Source organism: Bradyrhizobium sp. 35 (genome assembly GCF_023073215.1).
GTDB classification, from domain to species: Bacteria; Pseudomonadota; Alphaproteobacteria; order Rhizobiales; family Xanthobacteraceae; genus Bradyrhizobium; species Bradyrhizobium canariense_D.
In genome coordinates this window covers 351,467-367,439 of record NZ_JADPJC010000080.1, presented here as the reverse complement: position 1 = coordinate 367,439, position 15,973 = coordinate 351,467, and the positions used below count along the sequence as shown (strand labels likewise).

General features: G+C 64.8%; 13 protein-coding genes. 3 read left to right on the top strand and 10 right to left on the bottom strand.

Annotated elements, in window-relative coordinates:
• Positions 1-118: 118 nt before the first annotated feature.
• The 8 genes from IVB36_RS17860 to flgB form a co-directional block, all read right to left on the bottom strand.
• Positions 119-1,111 carry a Tim44-like domain-containing protein gene (locus IVB36_RS17860; protein ID WP_085349406.1) on the bottom strand — a complete coding sequence of 331 codons (993 nt, stop codon included), beginning with the start codon at positions 1,109-1,111 and terminating at the stop codon, positions 119-121.
• A gap of 291 nt (positions 1,112-1,402) precedes the next feature.
• On the bottom strand, positions 1,403-3,985 hold the full coding sequence (locus tag IVB36_RS17855; protein WP_247368189.1) for a PAS domain-containing protein: 2,583 nt from the start codon (positions 3,983-3,985) through the stop codon (positions 1,403-1,405).
• Positions 3,986-4,139: 154 nt separating this feature from the next.
• Entirely contained in the window at positions 4,140-5,219 is a 1,080-nt protein-coding gene (flhB, locus tag IVB36_RS17850; protein WP_247392647.1) for a flagellar biosynthesis protein FlhB, read from the bottom strand.
• An 11-nt stretch (positions 5,220-5,230) separates the two neighbouring features.
• Positions 5,231-6,001, bottom strand: coding sequence for a flagellar biosynthetic protein FliR (gene fliR / locus IVB36_RS17845; protein WP_007602155.1), 771 nt, complete (start codon positions 5,999-6,001; stop codon positions 5,231-5,233).
• Between the two features lie 17 nt (positions 6,002-6,018).
• On the bottom strand, positions 6,019-6,282 hold the full coding sequence (gene fliQ / locus IVB36_RS17840; protein WP_007612284.1) for a flagellar biosynthesis protein FliQ: 264 nt from the start codon (positions 6,280-6,282) through the stop codon (positions 6,019-6,021).
• Positions 6,283-6,434: 152 nt separating this feature from the next.
• Positions 6,435-6,743, bottom strand: coding sequence for a flagellar hook-basal body complex protein FliE (fliE, locus tag IVB36_RS17835; RefSeq protein WP_007612285.1), 309 nt, complete (start codon positions 6,741-6,743; stop codon positions 6,435-6,437).
• Positions 6,744-6,759: 16 nt separating this feature from the next.
• Complete coding sequence (flgC, locus tag IVB36_RS17830; RefSeq protein ID WP_007602149.1) at positions 6,760-7,185, bottom strand: flagellar basal body rod protein FlgC; 426 nt, start codon at positions 7,183-7,185, stop codon at positions 6,760-6,762.
• An 18-nt stretch (positions 7,186-7,203) separates the two neighbouring features.
• Positions 7,204-7,608 (bottom strand): flagellar basal body rod protein FlgB, encoded by a 405-nt coding sequence (gene flgB / locus IVB36_RS17825; protein WP_018456413.1) that lies wholly within the window; start codon positions 7,606-7,608, stop codon positions 7,204-7,206.
• Positions 7,609-7,955: 347 nt separating this feature from the next.
• Between flgB and IVB36_RS17820 the strand changes: the two genes are divergently transcribed.
• The 3 genes from IVB36_RS17820 to IVB36_RS17810 all read left to right on the top strand — a co-directional run bounded on the left by IVB36_RS17820 (position 7,956) and on the right by IVB36_RS17810 (position 11,089).
• Complete coding sequence (locus IVB36_RS17820) at positions 7,956-8,927, top strand: flagellar biosynthetic protein FliO (protein WP_247392644.1); 972 nt, start codon at positions 7,956-7,958, stop codon at positions 8,925-8,927.
• Positions 8,924-9,685, top strand: a complete 762-nt coding sequence (gene fliP / locus IVB36_RS17815; protein WP_026233171.1) for a flagellar type III secretion system pore protein FliP — start codon at positions 8,924-8,926, stop codon at positions 9,683-9,685. The genes IVB36_RS17820 and fliP overlap by 4 nt, the downstream gene beginning before the upstream one ends.
• 198 nt (positions 9,686-9,883) lie before the next feature.
• Positions 9,884-11,089: a multidrug effflux MFS transporter gene (locus IVB36_RS17810; protein WP_247392642.1), complete on the top strand. Its 1,206-nt coding sequence runs from the start codon at positions 9,884-9,886 to the stop codon at positions 11,087-11,089.
• A gap of 277 nt (positions 11,090-11,366) precedes the next feature.
• Here IVB36_RS17810 and IVB36_RS17805 read toward each other — a convergent pair whose 3' ends face one another.
• The gene (locus IVB36_RS17805) at positions 11,367-15,152 is read right to left on the bottom strand and encodes a tetratricopeptide repeat protein (RefSeq protein ID WP_247392641.1); all 3,786 of its coding nucleotides are present in this window, start codon (positions 15,150-15,152) and stop codon (positions 11,367-11,369) included.
• A gap of 62 nt (positions 15,153-15,214) precedes the next feature.
• Positions 15,215-15,973, bottom strand: coding sequence for a flagellar protein FlbB (locus tag IVB36_RS17800; RefSeq protein ID WP_018456418.1), 759 nt, complete (start codon positions 15,971-15,973; stop codon positions 15,215-15,217).

Sequence of the window (15,973 nt, the reverse complement as noted above, 5' to 3'; positions counted from 1 at the left end):
GCGGCCAACAAGCAATTAAGTGCTTCGCCCAAATGGCCGCCTGACCGGAAACGCACCGCTCAAACAAAAAGGGCGCCGTGCCGAAGCACGACGCCCTCGTTTGTCGCTATACGGGCGATCAGTTGGTCTGCTGGATCGCCGACAGTTCCCAGGTGCCGCCCGGACGTCGGGCAAAGGTCCAGACTTCGGTGGCCTCGCCCGGCTGCTCGCTGCCGGCGACAATCGCGCCGGTATTGCGGTCAAGCGTCTTGTCGGTGAGCGCGAAGCGCAGCGCCACCGTCGCGTAATCGGTCTCGCCTTCGCGCCAGGATTCCGCGAGGTCGCCCTGCAACAGCTTCACACCGCTGACCTTGTTGACGACATTGCGCGCGCGGTTCTGGCCGAGGTCCTGCTCGAAATAGGAGACCATTTCCGGCGTCGCGAGCGTGTGCAGCTTGGCCACGTCCTCGTTGGACCAGGCCGACTGGACGTCGCTGAGCAGGCGCTCGAACGCTTCATAGTCGTCCGGCTTGATCTCGAGCGGTGCGTTGTTGGCGCCGAAGCCGAAGCCACCGCCAAGACCACTACGATTGTTCGCCTGCGGTCCCGGACCGGCACCGGCGTCAGCATTGGCATAGGCCGCCTGCGGGGTGTGGCGGCGCTGCCACCAGGACATCGCCAGCCGAACCACGAGCACCACGAGGACGATCTGGATGATCAGGCCGATGATCGACGACAGGCCACCGAGGCCGCCGAACAGGCCACCGCCGAACAGCATGCCGAGCAGGCCCGCGCCGAGGAACCCGGCCGCAAGGCCGCCCATGAAGCCGCCGGCCCGGCCGAACAGACCGCCACGCGCGGGTGCGGCGGCAGCCGAATTCATGCCTGCGCCCGGCTGGGTGTAGGTCCGATTGAACTGCGAGGTCGAGCCCGGCGCGGTCGTGGTCGATGGCGGGGCCGAATAGGTGCGCGAACCGCGCGAACCCGACGACATACCGCCACCGACGCGCGCGTCGGCGGACGAGATCGCCAGCGCAGTCGGCAGCGCAAGCGCCAGCACGACGGCAATCGTCTTGAAGAGACTGCGGGAGCGTTGCGAGAAATTCATGTTGGTTTCCCAGATCCCCGGCATGGGGATGTGCCCCTAAGATGGGCAGCCTTCCGTAAAAAGGAAGCCACTATCGGAACTTATGGCTGCGGCCCTCAGTCGCGGGGATGTGGCAAAAGCCCATATTTGGCGGCGGCTTGGCCGGGTGTGCAAAGGAGCCGCGGTCGCCGGCTACCGGTCGGTTTGGCGACAGCAGTTCAGCTTTTTTCCGTCATTGCGAGCGAAGCGAAGCAATCCAGGCTGTTTCCGCGGAGGCAACTGGATTGCTTCGTCGCTTCGCTCCTCGCAATGACGGAGAATGTGGAGCCCGCGCCCTCACCCCGCCTTCGCCATCGTCTCCTTCACGGCCGCCACGAGCTGGCTAAGTGTGAACGGCTTGGGCAGGAAGTCGAACTGCTGGCCTTCGGGCAGGCTCTTCTCGAACGCGTCCTCGGCGTAGCCGGAAACGAAGATGAACTTGATGTCGGGGTTCTTCTCGCGCATCGCCTTGAGCAATGTCGGGCCGTCCATCTCCGGCATGACGACGTCGGACACGACGAGATCGATTCCGCCGCTCTGCTCTTCCAGCACCTCCAGCGCCTCGACGCCGTTCTCGGCCTCGACCACGGTGTAGCCGCGCGAGCGCAGCCCGCGTGCGTTGAGCGCGCGCAGACCCTCCTCGTCCTCGACCAGGAGGATGGTGCCCTGTCCGGTGAGATCGGTGCGGGGCTTGGCGTCCGCCACGGACCCGGCCTCCTTCGCGGCACCATTGCTGGCGCCAACGACCGGCGCCGGCTGCTCGACCTGCACCTCCGGCTCGGCATGATGGCGCGGCAGGAAGATGTGGAACGAGGTGCCCTGCCCGGGCTCGGAGTCCACGTAAATGAAACCGCCGGTCTGCTTGACGATGCCATAGACGGTGGAGAGCCCGAGGCCGGTGCCCTTGCCGACCTCCTTGGTCGAGAAGAACGGCTCGAAGATCTTGTCGCGGATGTCGGCGGGAATGCCGGTACCGGTGTCGGCGACCTCGATCCGCACATAGTCGGCGGCTGGCATGCCCTTGTAGGCCAGCCTGGCCGCTTCCTCGGTGGTGACGTTTGCGGTGCGGATGATCAGCTTGCCGCCGTCGGGCATGGCGTCGCGCGCGTTGACCGCGAGGTTGACGATGACCTGCTCGAACTGGGAAACGTCGACCTTGACCGGCCAGAGATCTCGGCCGTGGATGGTCTCGTGCTTGACCTTCTCGCCGATCAGCCGGCGCAGCAGCATGGCGAGATCGGAGAGCGCATCGCCGAGGTCGAGCACCTGCGGCCGCAGCGTCTGCCGGCGCGAGAACGCCAGCAACTGCCGCACCAGCGTGGCGGCCCGCGTCGCGTTCTGCTTGATCTGCATGATGTCCTGGAACGACGGGTCGGTCGGCTTGTGCGCGTTCAGCAGGAAGTCGTTCGCCATCATGATGGCGGAGAGCACGTTGTTGAAGTCGTGGGCGATGCCGCCCGCGAGCTGGCCGACGGTCTCCATCTTCTGCGACTGGTTGATCTGGTTCTCCAGCGCGCGCCGCTCGGTGGTCTCGAGCATGTGCACAATGGCGACTTCGGCGTCGTTCTCGGCCGCATCCACCGGCGTGACGAAGAACTGGCCCCAGCGCTCTCTGGTTCCTTCGAGCGCCACTTCGACCGGCGCGACGTCGGCCTGGCCCTCCGCAGCCTGGTTGATGGCCGCGATCAAAAGGTGCCGGTCGCGCGAATTGACCGCGCGGAAGATCGACTTGCTGGCGCTGTCGAGCCCCAGTGCCTGCCCGAGCTTGGCGTATCGCGCATTGGCGCGCACGACATTGCCGCCACGGTCTACCGTCGCGATCGCCATCGGGGTATGGTCGAAGAAGCGCATGAAGCGCACTTCGGCGGCGCGATCCGGATCGCTGCGCTCGTCGCGGGCACGGCTGATCACCAGCGTGCGCGACGGGCCCGGCGCACCGTCGGCGCCGAAGGCGAGCTTGTGATAGAGCCGAACCGGCATGGTCTTGCCGGTACGCATGCGCAGGTCGATGTCGAAGACTTCCGTCTTGACCTCGCCCGGCACCGCCACGATCGCGGTGAGCAGCGAAGCACCGTCGCCGGAGACGATGTCGGTGAGCTTCAGCCCGCCCGAGCCGATCTCGGCGAGGTCGTAGTCGAGCCAGTTCGCCAGCGTCGCATTGACATAAGCGAGCTCGCCGGCCGGATTGACCGAGAAGAAACCGCAAGGCGCGTGATCGAGATATTCGATCGCGTGCTGGAGTTCCTGGAACACGTCCTCCTGGCGCTCGCGGTCGCGGGTGATGTCTGCGATCGACCACACCGCGTATCTCGTCTCGCGCTTGCCGGTGCCGAGGGGCCGCACCCGCATGCGGAGCCAGCGGCCCTGGCTGCCGTCATTGCCGGAGATGCGGACCTCTTCCTGCTGCCGCTTGCCTTCGCGCGCGGCTTTCAACAGGCGGAACACCGCCTCGGAGACGTCGGGGTTGCCGATGAAGACGCGCTCCACGGGGCGCACGTCCTGCGGACCGGCGGCGCCGGTCAGCGTCAGGTAGGCCGCATTGGAATAGACCACATGGCCGCGCGGGTCGGTCACGGCGAGGCCGTCGAAGGCGTGGTCGGCGATGCGCCCCATCACGGGATCGTCGAGATTGCGATCGGCGAAGCGGATGATGCCGGCGGCGAAGGCGAACAGGTTGAACAGGCCGACCATCGCCAGCACGGCGAGGATACCGAGGATATAGGGCTGGGCCTGCGCGCGCCCGAGCGTCATCAACCCGACGGCAACGGCGACGAGGCCGGCGGCCACCAGCAGCACCAGCGCAATGCTGCCCGAGCGCGGCGACGGCTCGTGCGCCGCAACGGGCTCGCGTGTGAGGTCGTGGTCGGTCTCGGCAGTCATCTCAAGCTGGCACAGCCTGTCGGCAGAGAATCAACGCGCTACAGGGCGCGCAGGGTCCTCCCTGCCTGAATCGGACCCGCAGGCGCAAGGGCAGCATGGGCGAAAGGTACGCTGATTCCCAGATTACGGCCATTTCCAGTACTTTTCAGGGGTTTTATTGCCGGCTGGCACCGAATCCGCTCTTCAGACGCATGACGTAGCCGATGACTTCGGCGACCGCATGGTAGTGCTCGGTCGGGATTTCCTCGTCGATCTCGACGGTGGCGTAGAGCGCGCGGGCGAGCGGAACGTTCTCGACGATCGGGATGTCGTGCTCGCGCGCGATCTCCCGGATCTTGAAAGCGAGGTTGTCGACGCCCTTGGCGACGCAGATCGGCGCCGACATGCCACGCTCGTAGGACAGCGCGATCGAATAGTGGGTCGGGTTGGTGATGATCACCGAGGCCTTGGGAACCGCCGCCATCATGCGCTTCTTGGAGCGCTGCTGGCGCAGCTGCCTGAGCTTGCCCTTGATGTGCGGATCGCCTTCGGACTGCTTGTACTCTTCCTTGATCTCCTGGAGCGACATCTTCTGGCGCTGGAACCAGCTGCGATACTGGAAGAAATAGTCGCCGATGGCGATGATCGCGAGCGCCGCGACTACCGCGCCGAGCAGATGAATGGTCAGGCTGGTGGAGGCACCGAGCAGGGCGGCCGGATCGAGCCTGACCATCGCCTCCATGCGATGCCGCTCCGGCCACAGGATCACGGTCATGACCGCGCCGAGCACGATCAGCTTGCCGAGACCCTTGAGGAAGTTCGCCGCCGCTTGCTTGCCGAAGATGCGCTTGAGGCCTTCGGCAGGCGACAGCTTGCTGAACTTGGGCTTGAGGGATTCGGCCGACCAGACCAGGCGGTGCTGCAGCATGTTGCCGGCAATTGCCGCCAGCACCAGCATCAGCAGCGGAACGCCCACCGCCGCGAGCACCGCGCCTTCGATCTGCTGCATCAGGGCGAGCAGCGCCCTGCCGTCGGTCTTGATCATCCAGGAATTGGCGAGCAGGTTGCGCATCGGCGCCAACAGCCCGCTGCCGACTGATCCCGAGAAGCTCGAAACCACGAGCGTGGCGCCCGCGATCATGAACCAGGTGTTGATCTCCTGGCTCTTGGCGACGTCACCGCGTTCCAGCGCCTCTTCGAGACGTTTTTGCGTCGGGTCTTCTGTTTGACTCTCTGGATCGTTGTCTTCCGCCATCGATCACCTGGTCACTTGAGTGGCATCATCTGGTGCATGACACCGATGAAGTAGTCGAGATAGGTGCCCATCATCGCCGTGAGCACCACGGCGAGCACCAGGAAGCCGGCGAAAATCGAGAGCGGCACGCCGACGAAATAGACCTGCATCTGCGGCATCAGCCGCGCCAGCACGCCGAGCCCGATGTTGAAGACGAGGCCGAACACCAGGAACGGGCCGGAAAGTTGCAAACCCAGGCGGAACGCGGCGGCAAAGGCGCGCGTCGCAAGCGCAGCGACATCGCCGCTCGATACGGTCTCGCCGGGCGCGAAGATAGTATAGCTGTCGTTCAGTGCCGCGATGACCAGATGATGGCTATCGGTGGCGAACAGCAGCGTCACCCCCAGTATCGTCAGAAAGTTGCCGACCAGCACGCCCTGCTGTCCCTGCGTCGGATCGACCGAGGTGACGAAGCCGAGCCCCATCTGCTGTGCGATCACGGCACCGGCGACCTGCAGCGCCGACAACGTCACCCGCGCGGTCGCCCCCAGTACGATGCCGATCACGATCTCATGCAGCATCAGGACCAGCAGCGGCGCGATCGAGCCCATATCGACCTGATAGGCGTTGCGATGCAGCGGCAGGATGATCAGCGTGAGCAGCAGCGCGATCGACAGTTTGATCCGTGTCGGGATATTGGTCTCGCCCAGCCCCGGCAACAGCATCACCATCGCGCCGACCCGGGCAAAGGCGAGCATGAAGGAGGCGGCAAGCGCCGGCAGCAGCGAGACGTCGATGCGCATGATGGGCGCATAGTGCCTCAGCCGCCGATGATTCGCGACGATATCCGCAGCATGTGGGAATGCAGTGCGTCGGCCATGAACGGCAATGCCAACAGCATCGTGGCAAAGATGGCCAGGATCTTCGGCACATAGATCAGCGTCTGCTCCTGGATCTGCGTCAGCGCCTGGAACAGCGACACGACGACGCCGACAACGAGGCCAACCACCATCAGGGGCGACGACACGATCACGATGGTCCAGATCGCATCACGCGCGACGTCGAGGGTTTCCGGTCCGGTCATTGCACAGTCCTCTATTCAAGTCTCATCCCCACCGCTTGATGAGGACGACACGAACCTCTCCTCGTCATTGCGAGCGAAGCGAAGCAATCCAGACTGCCACCGCGGAAAGATTCTGGATTGCTTCGCTACGCTCGCAATGACGATGGATAAAATCAGATCGGCATCTTCATGATGTCTTCATAGGCCGCGATCACGCGGTCGCGGACAGAGACCAGCGTGGACACGGCGACGTCGGTATCTGCGACCGCCGTCACCACGTCCATCACGTTGGCCTTGCCGGCGGCCATCGCCACCGTCTGTGCGTCCGATTTACGGCCGGACTCCAGGACGCTGCCGACAGTATCTTTCAGAAGAGAGGCGAAGGACTGCCCGCTCGGCTCGCTGCCCTTGCCGGCACCGCTGTTCTCCAGCACGCGAGCGAGGTTTGCATAGGCGTTGGCGGCAATTGTCGGTGTTGCCATGGTTCAAATGTCCTGTTCAGCTCTTGAGGATGTCGAGGGTGCGCTGGATCATCCGGCGCGTCGCGCTGATGATGTTGAGGTTGGCCTCGTACGACCGCTGCGCGTCGCGCATGTCGGTCATCTCGACCACCGAGTTCACGTTGGGATATTTGACGTTACCGGTCGCATCCGCCGCCGGATTGTTCGGCTCGTATTTGGTGCGGAAATTGGACTGGTCGGGCTTGATCCTGCCGAGGGTGACGACCTGCGCGTCGAGTGTACGGTCGAGCGCCGAGGAGAACGTCGGCACCTTGCGCCGGTAAGGATCGCCGCCGGCGGTCTGCGAGGTCGAATCCGCGTTTGCGATGTTCTCCGAGATCACCCGCATGCGCCCGGCCTGCGCCCGCAGACCGGAGGTCGCGATCGCCATCGAACGGGCAAAGTCGCTGCTGTCATTCGCCATGATGCGCTTCCTCCAGCTCTAGCCTTTGCCGATCGCGGTCTTGAGCAGGTGCAGGCTCTTCGAATAGAGCGAGGTCGCCGCCGCATAGTCCATCTGGTTGCTGGCGGCCTTCATCATCTCCTCTTCGAGATTGACGGCGTTGCCCGCGGGGCGGGTCTCAAAACCCGCATTCTTGTTCTGGTCGAATCCGGAGGCCGCGCCTGACGGCGCCATGTGGGAACCGCTGGTGCGGGCGAGCGCCAAGGGACCCATCGAACCCGTGACGGCGCCGCTCTTGTCCAGCTTCGGCTCGACCAGGTCGCGCGGACGGAATTTGGGCGTGTCGGAATTGGAGACGTTCTCGGACAAGACGCGCTGGCGCTCCTGGTGCCATTGCATCTTGGTGCGAAGCGCCGATAGCACCGGAAGATCGTTGATGGACATCGTTGCGGCTCCTTCCGCCTCTCGGACCAGGTCCGAAGTAGGCAGAATTTGCCGCCTGTATGGTTAACAGCCGGTTAAGGAGGTCGCAGGCAGTTGTCCCCCGGCGGGACACCACTGCGCGTGCCCCGTGATTCTACGCCTCCAAAAGCGGCATTAACCCAACCGCTTGGCGGCGCATTCACAGGTCAAGAAGTCGTTTTGGATCGAGCGATTCATGGGTTATTAAGAGTTGGGGACGGCAAAACTTGCCGTGGGACGTTAAGAAATCGCAGTTTGGGGCAACGTAAGCCGGTGGTTGGCGCATCTGACCACTGCCCCGAGACAAGCGCCATTTGTCGGGGACAAGTATGCAAGGCAGCCCTATCACCTTCATCGTCGCGTTCATCGTCGTTCTGGCGTTGATCGGCGTCGCTGCATGGCTGGTTCGCCGATTCGCCACCAGCCGGCTTGGCGCAAACACCCAGCGCGGCCGGATGCCCCGGCTCGCCGTGATCGATGCCGCCGCGGTCGACGGCCGCCGCCGTCTGGTGCTGGTCCGGCGTGACAATGTCGAGCATCTTCTGATGATCGGTGGCCCCACCGACATCGTCGTCGAACCCAACATCGTGCGCGCAGCACCCGGCCGCGACCAGCTCCCGCAGCGTTCCAATGCCGCCGAGCCGCCGCGTCTTGCGCCGATGCATGATACCAGCAGCTGGGCCGACGAAGCACCGCGGCCCGAGCTGCTCGATCATCCCGAGCCGCACATGCCCGAGCCGCCACCGCGGCCCGCGCGTCCCTCCTTCGCCGACGAAGTGCGCCGGCCCGCTCCCGGGCTGGCCGAACGCCGCAACGAGCCGCCACTGGCCGGCTTCACCTCCGAGCCGCTCGCGCCGCGCCCCGAGCGCGAGCCGCGTCCCGAACCTATTCCGCCGCGCGTTGCGCGCAACGAACCCCCTCTGATGCCGCGCCCGCCGCGCCAGAGCGAGCCGGTAAAGGCGCCTCCGGTGCGCTCCGAGCGCGTAGCCGCGCCTCCTCCGCCTGTGCCGCAGGCTCCGCCCGTTCCGCCGCCGGCGTCCGCTCCTGGGGGGCCATCGAGCGCCGAGCAGAATCTCGCCGAGATGGCGCAGCGGCTCGAAGCTGCGCTGCGCCGCCCCGCCGGCGAGACGCTTGCCCCACCGGTCGCCCCGGAGCCCCCGGCCGCTCCTCCGCGTGTGGCCCGCAGCGAGCCGCCGGCGCCACCGGCACCTGCCGCAAAGCCGGCTCCGGAAAAGACCAGCTTTGAAAATCTCGAAGACGAGATGGCCTCGTTGCTCGGCCGTCCGAAGCCGTCTTCGTGAGGCTGCCGGCCCTCCCGCGTAGAGTTTTTCTTCTTTCTGTCCTGATCGGCGCGGCTTCGCTCGCGATGCCGGCACATGCGCAGGACATCAGCATCAATCTCGGCGGCGGAGGCGCTGGCGGTGGCGGCGTCACCGAGCGCGCGATCCAGCTGATCGCGCTGCTCACGGTGCTGTCGATCGCCCCGTCGATCCTGATCATGATGACGTCGTTCACGCGCATCGTGGTCGTGCTGTCGCTGCTGCGCACCGCAATGGGCACCGCGACCGCCCCGCCGAACTCGGTGATCATCGCGCTAGCGATGTTCCTCACCTTCTTCGTGATGGGACCCGTCCTGCAAAAATCCTACGACGAAGGCATCCGTCCGCTGGTCGCCAATCAGCTCGGCGTCGAGGACGCGCTCCAGCGCGCCTCCGTCCCCCTGCGCGGCTTCATGCAGAAGAACGTGCGCGAGAAGGACCTCAAGCTGTTCCTGGATCTCTCCGGCGAGCCGCCGCCGGCAACCCCCGACGATCTAGGCTTACGCATCCTCGTCCCCGCCTTCATGATCTCGGAGCTGAAGCGCGCCTTCGAGATCGGCTTTCTGCTGTTCCTTCCCTTCCTGATCATCGACCTCGTCGTCGCGTCCGTGCTGATGTCGATGGGCATGATGATGCTGCCGCCGGCAACGATCTCGCTGCCGTTCAAGCTGATCTTCTTCGTGCTGGTCGACGGCTGGTCGCTGGTGGCAGGCAGTCTGGTGCAGAGTTACGGGGGGTAGCGGTCCTGGGCAGCGGTCAGCGACCCCATCCTCTCTAGCCCGATGCTTGTAGGCGTGCACTTGAGCTTACCAGCGCAAGACGGAAGCCTGCCATCGTCAGCGCGTTCGGCGGCTCGTGACATATCGGAAATATGCTCAGGTTGCGCATTCAATGGGTCATTGATATGATGGTCGTCATCCCTAGATCCGAAGCGGCTTATGACCAGCAACATCGAAAACCATCTACTCGCTCGGGTCGTGCCGCTTGGTCTTCAGGTCGCCGTTCTTGCTGCGTTGTCTGCGAGTGGCACGTTGGCCACCAACATTCTGTTGCCTTCGCTACCGAGTATCGCCGTCGCGGTGGGCGTCACCAGCGCTCAGGTAACGTCAGCTATCACCATATTCCTCGCCATGTTCGCGGTCGGACAACTCGTTGTCGGTCCGTTATCGGATCGTTTCGGCCGGCGCATACCCGTGATGATCGGGTTTGCTGTATTTTTCGCAGGTAGCATATGGTGCGCGTTAGCCAATGATTTGGCGGCACTATTGATTGGTCGCGTTGTGCAGGCCGGTGGCGCATGTGCCACGTCTGTCCTTTCGCGAGCTATCGCAAGAGATCTTTTCCAGGGCGAAAAGCTAGCGCGCGTGCTCACCTTTGTTATGGTTGCAATGGCCGCGGCGCCCGGATTCTCGCCCCTGGTCGGTGGCGCGCTGGATCATTTTTTTGGCTGGCGTTCAGCCTTTGTGTTCGTCGGAATCTTTGCCGTCGTCGCCGCTTCGGCATTTCTTGCGGCTTTCGGAGAAACGCACCACGCGCCACGCGCCGAGTTCAATTCCTCGACTATCGCCAAGAATTACTGGTCGCTATCGACTGACCGCCGTTTCCTGGTTCCTGCCGCAACTGTTAGCCTCATCTTAGGTGCGCTGTTTGCAATGTTTTCGGCGTTGCCGCGTGTCTTGATAGAAGGCCTCGACTTCACACCCATGCAACTCGGCCTGTTCTTCGCAGGCACTGTCATGATCGTCTTTAGTGCTGGCATTATCGCTACAAAAATTGTTCCGCACCTTGGTCTCGACCGATCGATTTGCATCGGTCTCGCGCTGGCCTGTGTCGGCGGCGGCATGGTGTTGCTATTCGCGCTTTTCGACGGGCGCTTTTTGCCATTTCTTGTCGGCGCATGTGTATTCCTGCTGGGCATGGGCATGGTCAATCCGCTCTGCAGCGCGCAAGCTCTTTCGCCATTCGGCGATCGCGCCGGTGCTGCCTCGGCCCTGTTGGGTTTCTGGCAGATGTTGGCCGCGGCGCTAGGCGTATCGCTTGCGGCGGTGATCGCAAGCAACCCCATGATCGGGCTTGGTCTTGTGCTAGTGCTTGCCTCGAGCTTGGGCTCGGCAATTTATCAGGTCCGGGCAAAGCTCAATTAGGCCCGTTAACGTCGCTTGCTGGCCTTAGCGGCTTCCCCTGTTTCTACGCCCTAAGATCGGTTCGCGGAGCATATGTTTCTCACAATGGACCTGGAGCCCTCAGCCGACTAGCAAAGGCAAACGGGCCATGTCCGGTCTCAAAGACTGAATGGACAAGGCCTACGTCCTCGCGGACTGATCGGGTTGATGAGTACGCGGGCGATAGTCTTCGGCCCTGCCCGTCACTTGAGAGCTGGCTCACGGGTACCTGTCGCGAGGCCAAGAAGGAGCGGCGATCCTATCGCGTCATCTTGATCTGGCGCACGACGGGGATCGTGGGCAGCGAGCCGGTGTGGTCGGACTCGTCCTTGGCCTGTGGAGAGGCCGGCGCGCGGGCGGTGGCGTCGGGAAAGCGCTGCTTCATCTCGCGCAGGAAGCCGTCGAGCGTGTCGACGCTGGCAGCCAGCTTGGCGATATCGGCAAATTCGGCGCTGGAAGCGCCGGTCGGTTTGCTCGCGATGTCGAAGGCGAGCCGATCGGCGCTCTCGCTCATCAGCGGCGCATATTTCTCGCGGAAGCGCGACATGCCGATCGAGTCGTCGGCGAGCGCATAACCGACGGCGGCGCGGATGATGTCGCTTTTCTCCACCGCGTTGAGCGGCTTGAAGTCACGGAAGCGCTCGCCGTAATAGAGCTCGATCTGCTCGGCGGATTCACGCCAGCGCCGCGCCGCCCAGAAGATATCCGAGCGTAGGCGCAGCACCTCGCGGCCTGTAACGTTGGAGACGATATCGAGCGCAAGATCGTGGCGGCCGACGTCGCTCTGTGCACGCGCCTCCAGCAGCAGGCGTTGCTGCCTGAGCTCGCCTGAGAGGTCGCTGATCCGGCTCGCGCGCAACGCCGTGATCGCCATGTCGGGTCTGCGATTGGCGAGATAGATCATGGAGAGGCGCGCGGCGACTTGCGCACGCGCCGCGCCTTCGAGGCGATGGTCGACCTGGTATTGCAGGAGCTCGGCGGCCTGGTCGAGCAGATCGATCGAGGCGAGACGGTCGGAGAGGCGTCGGATCAGTTCGTCGCCGCGGCGGCCGATCGGCGTCAGCTCACGGAACTCGTAGAACATCCCGAGCGATTCGATCGGCGGCAGCTCGTCGCCCTTGGGTCCCAGGAAGAGCTGCGTAAACAGGTCGGAGGCGAGGTCTTGCGCCTGGCGCGAGGCTTCCGCGTTCGGCTGCAGCTTTGTCGCGGTGCGCGCCGCGGTGAGCGCGTCCCGGTAGCGTCCGTTCTCTGCAAACATCTGCGACAGCATCTGCAGCGTCTTGACCTCAATCGAGTCGCCGCGCCAGGTCATCGAGAGCGTTTCGAGCTCGCGCAACGCGTCTTCCTTGCCGATCTCGTCGCGCTTCTGCCGCAGCGCGACCTCGAGCTGCTTGGCCTCGGCCGCAGCCGGCCGATCGGACGAGCCGACGGCGAACTTGTAGTCGTCGAGCGCGTCCTTGTCGTGGCCGAGCGCCTCGGCAAGCCGGCCGCGCAGCACGGCAAAGCCGGGCGCGGCCTCGGGCGAGACGCCGACCACCTCGAGCTCGCTGCGGCGCTTGGAGGCGCCGGCATAGTCCTTCACCTCGAGCGAAGCGCGCATCGCCTCCATCGTCACGATGCGCTGGATGTCGAGCGGTAGCGAGGCGATGGCGAATTCGACGTTCTTGAACTTCTCGCGCGCGTCCGCCCATTTGCCTTGGCGCGCATAGGCGAGCGCTTTCCAGAGCTGGGAATCGTGGCTGTTGCCGATCACGGGGTTGGCGAGGTCCTTCAGGCCCTGCGCCGGCCGACCGATCAGGATGCTCGCGATCGCATGCATGATCAGCGCACCGCTCTCCTCCTTGTTGAGAGGATCGGCGAGCATCAATTCGGTGACGGCCTTCGCCTCGTGATACATCGCGCGCGACATGTAGAATTGCGCGAGGTCGAGCCGCGGCAGGGAACGCATCGCCGGTTCGAGGTTGGCGATCGCCGTGATCAGCTCGTTCTGGCGCGCTATGAAATTTTCCGACTGGCCCTTGCGCCAACCTTCGGGGCTGAAGACCGGCCGCACTGCGGTCGGCGCGCGCTCGGCCGAGATGTCGACCGGGGACAGCGTTAGCCCGCCCTTTTTGCCGAGGATGACCTTGTCAGCCCCGACCTCGACGCCGACCTCGTCGGAATTCGGCCGGATCGCGATGCCATGCGCGGATTCCAGCAGCGCGAGATCGACGAGGTCCTGCCGCTTGATGAAGCCGCGCACCGGCCGCTGCGCGGTGATGACATAGAGCGTGTCGCCGGCATCGGGATCGGTGAGCTTGTGCAGGAGCCCCGGATTGGCGAAGGGGATCGCGATGTTGGCGAGCGCCGGGTCGGTGATGTTGCGCGAGATCATCAGCGGCAGCGGCGTCGCCTGGATCTTGTCGGCGAGGGTCAAGAGCCAGTTGGTCTGCTTGCCGACCTCCTCGCTCGACAGCGAATAGACCAGCGGCCGGGTGAGACGGATGCGCACCGCCTGTCCCTTCTCGAGCGGGACGCGGCCGACCTCGCCGATCATCGCGCCGCCCTTGGTGCGGATCGCCTCGACGTCGATCGGCTTTGCCGTATCGAACACCAGCCAGACGGTGTCGCCGCGGCGGAACGCCGCCGCAGGCGTTGCGACCTGAAGCGGGAAAGTTACCCGCAGGCCGTCGCTGTCGCGGCGGACATCGACGCTGGCACCGGTCGGCTGCGGCGCAGCGGGCGCCTCTGCTGGCGCGGCCTTGACGGGCTCCTTGACCGGCTCTTTGGCAGCATCCTTCACGACCTCTTGAAGCGCTTCGGCCATGACCGGCTTGGCGGGTGCGACCGCAGCGTCTGCAACTGGCGCGACAGACTTCGAAACTTCCTTGGGCGCTTCCTTGGGCGCTTGCGCAGCGGGCGCGGCTTCGGATGCAGGAGCCGGCACCGATTTCGGCGCTTCAGCGGGCGGCATGGCAGCGGGCGCTTCCGGCTTCACCTCGGGCTTGGCATCGATCCTGGCTTCGCGCGCGATCGTCTCGGACGTCGGCGGCGCGATCTCGCGATGCGCGTCCTTCGGCTTCTCGGCCGCCGGCTTTTCAGGCGCAGGCGCCGGTCCATGAGCGGCGGGCTTGGCCTGCGCGATCGCAGCTTCCGCCGACGTGGTCATCTTGCCCTTGTCCGGCTGGAAGGAGATGTCGACGACGTAGTTCTTCTCGTCGCGGAACGAATGCACGTCGGAATCGCCGATCAGCGCGATCTCGACACTGGTCTGGTCGATGTCGGCCTTCTGCTTGATCGAGGCGACGTTCGGCGGCGCTGCGACGACCGCGTCCGCCAGATCGAAATTCAGGTTGGCGTTGAAGGCCAGCGTGAGCTTCTGTTCATTGAGCACGGAGGATACGCCGACGCCATCCGGCATCTCGAACACGAAGCGGACGAAGGTCGGCTGCACCGACGCGCGCACGCGGATCTGCGGCCGTTTCTTGCTCTCCGCCGCGGCGCGCTGGGCGCGCAGCGCGCGTTCGGCGACGCGCGCGCGCTCGGCGAGTTCCTTGACCACGTCCATCGGCAGGCTCGGCGGCGGCCCCTTCCAACCCTCCGGCAAGAGGTCGATGAAGGTGCGTTCGCCGGCATTCATGGTGTTGACGGTAACGCGCCGCGCCAGCGACAGGCGGATGGCGCCGCCATCGGGATCGCGGCGGGCGGAGTTGACGTAGTCGGGCGCGCCTTCCGGGACGCGATCGACGGGAACGTCGACCGCCCGGTCGAAACGGATGACGAGAATGGAGCCGGCCGTCGTCACCTCGGAGGGGACGTCCTCCCCGAGCTTGATCACGAGACGGGCAAAGCCGCCGCTGGCCGAGAAAGTCGCCTCGCCCCTGATCGCGTCGGCCGCCCGGACAGGCGCCGTGAAGCCGATCAGCAGACTGGCTGCCAGCAGCGGCGCCGCGCGGACATGACGCGACAGCCTCCGCGCCAGGGCGCGGGCTCGCGACACAAATCCAGCGGCAGCCTCTCGCGCCATTGGCGGCATTACTTCCGGTTCGACGGTCCACGCCGGCATTGCTGCCGACCCCTGCCCAGACTGTAGATTTTGGCAATTAAGGACTTCTTAAGTATGAGCCCTCAATTCGGCTTTTGCGTCGGCTTGCCGTCGATCTTGGGCAGCTCGCCGGCAGAGGCGGACTGATCGCCGCCGCCATTGGCCCTGCGGGCCATCTCGACCGTCAGCCGCTCGGCGGCCTCCGGGGACATCAATCCCATGATGTCCGACATTTTTCGCGGCGCGATCTGCGAGGCGATCTCGATCAGCACGCCCATCTCGAGCCGGTCAAAGACCCGCGCGGCGTCCTTGGGCTTCATGCCCTCATACATGGTCACGAGGCCTTTCATGCGCTGGGCTTCGGCGGCCTTCTGCTCGGCCTGGGTTGCGGAGATACGGGTTTCCACCGCCTTCATCTCCTCGACCTTGTTTTCGATGCGCTTCTCGGCGGATTTCAACAGGCTCTCGCGGATGTCGATCTCGCGCTGGCGGGCCTCGATCTCCTGGCGGCGCGACTGCAGGCGTTCCAGGATCGCGCGCTCCGAGGCGGAGATCTGCGGCTGGGCTTCCTCCTTGACCGCGGCGCCTTCGGACTTGGTGTCGGGTGCGGCCGGCTTCGGCGCCTCCTTCGGCGCGCCATGGGTCGAGCCCGTGATATCGGGATCCTCGCGGCTGGCCGGGAAGTTCAGATTCTCCTGCGCCCACGACTTCTTGGTCTGGCTCGGCTTATAGTCGAAGACATAGCCGCCGTTGATCACAAGACCCGTGACCTTCAGCGTGGCCAGGCCAGCGACGGCAACCAGCACGATCGGAATGACGCGGATGTTGCGAAAAGACTTCAT

Bases quoted from the DNA above. Each gene is read 5' to 3' on its own strand.
- IVB36_RS17860 (WP_085349406.1), bottom strand. From the start codon at position 1,111: ATGCCGGGGATCTGGGAAACCAACATGAATTTCTCGCAACGCTCCCGC.
- IVB36_RS17855 (WP_247368189.1), bottom strand. From the start codon at position 3,985: ATGACTGCCGAGACCGACCACGACCTCACACGCGAGCCCGTTGCGGCG.
- flhB (WP_247392647.1), bottom strand. From the start codon at position 5,219: ATGGCGGAAGACAACGATCCAGAGAGTCAAACAGAAGACCCGACGCAA.
- fliR (WP_007602155.1), bottom strand. From the start codon at position 6,001: ATGCGCATCGACGTCTCGCTGCTGCCGGCGCTTGCCGCCTCCTTCATG.
- fliQ (WP_007612284.1), bottom strand. From the start codon at position 6,282: ATGACCGGACCGGAAACCCTCGACGTCGCGCGTGATGCGATCTGGACC.
- fliE (WP_007612285.1), bottom strand. From the start codon at position 6,743: ATGGCAACACCGACAATTGCCGCCAACGCCTATGCAAACCTCGCTCGC.
- flgC (WP_007602149.1), bottom strand. From the start codon at position 7,185: ATGGCGAATGACAGCAGCGACTTTGCCCGTTCGATGGCGATCGCGACC.
- flgB (WP_018456413.1), bottom strand. From the start codon at position 7,608: ATGTCCATCAACGATCTTCCGGTGCTATCGGCGCTTCGCACCAAGATG.
- IVB36_RS17820 (WP_247392644.1), top strand. From the start codon at position 7,956: ATGCAAGGCAGCCCTATCACCTTCATCGTCGCGTTCATCGTCGTTCTG.
- IVB36_RS17810 (WP_247392642.1), top strand. From the start codon at position 9,884: ATGACCAGCAACATCGAAAACCATCTACTCGCTCGGGTCGTGCCGCTT.
- IVB36_RS17805 (WP_247392641.1), bottom strand. From the start codon at position 15,152: ATGCCGGCGTGGACCGTCGAACCGGAAGTAATGCCGCCAATGGCGCGA.
- IVB36_RS17800 (WP_018456418.1), bottom strand. From the start codon at position 15,973: ATGAAGTCTTTTCGCAACATCCGCGTCATTCCGATCGTGCTGGTTGCC.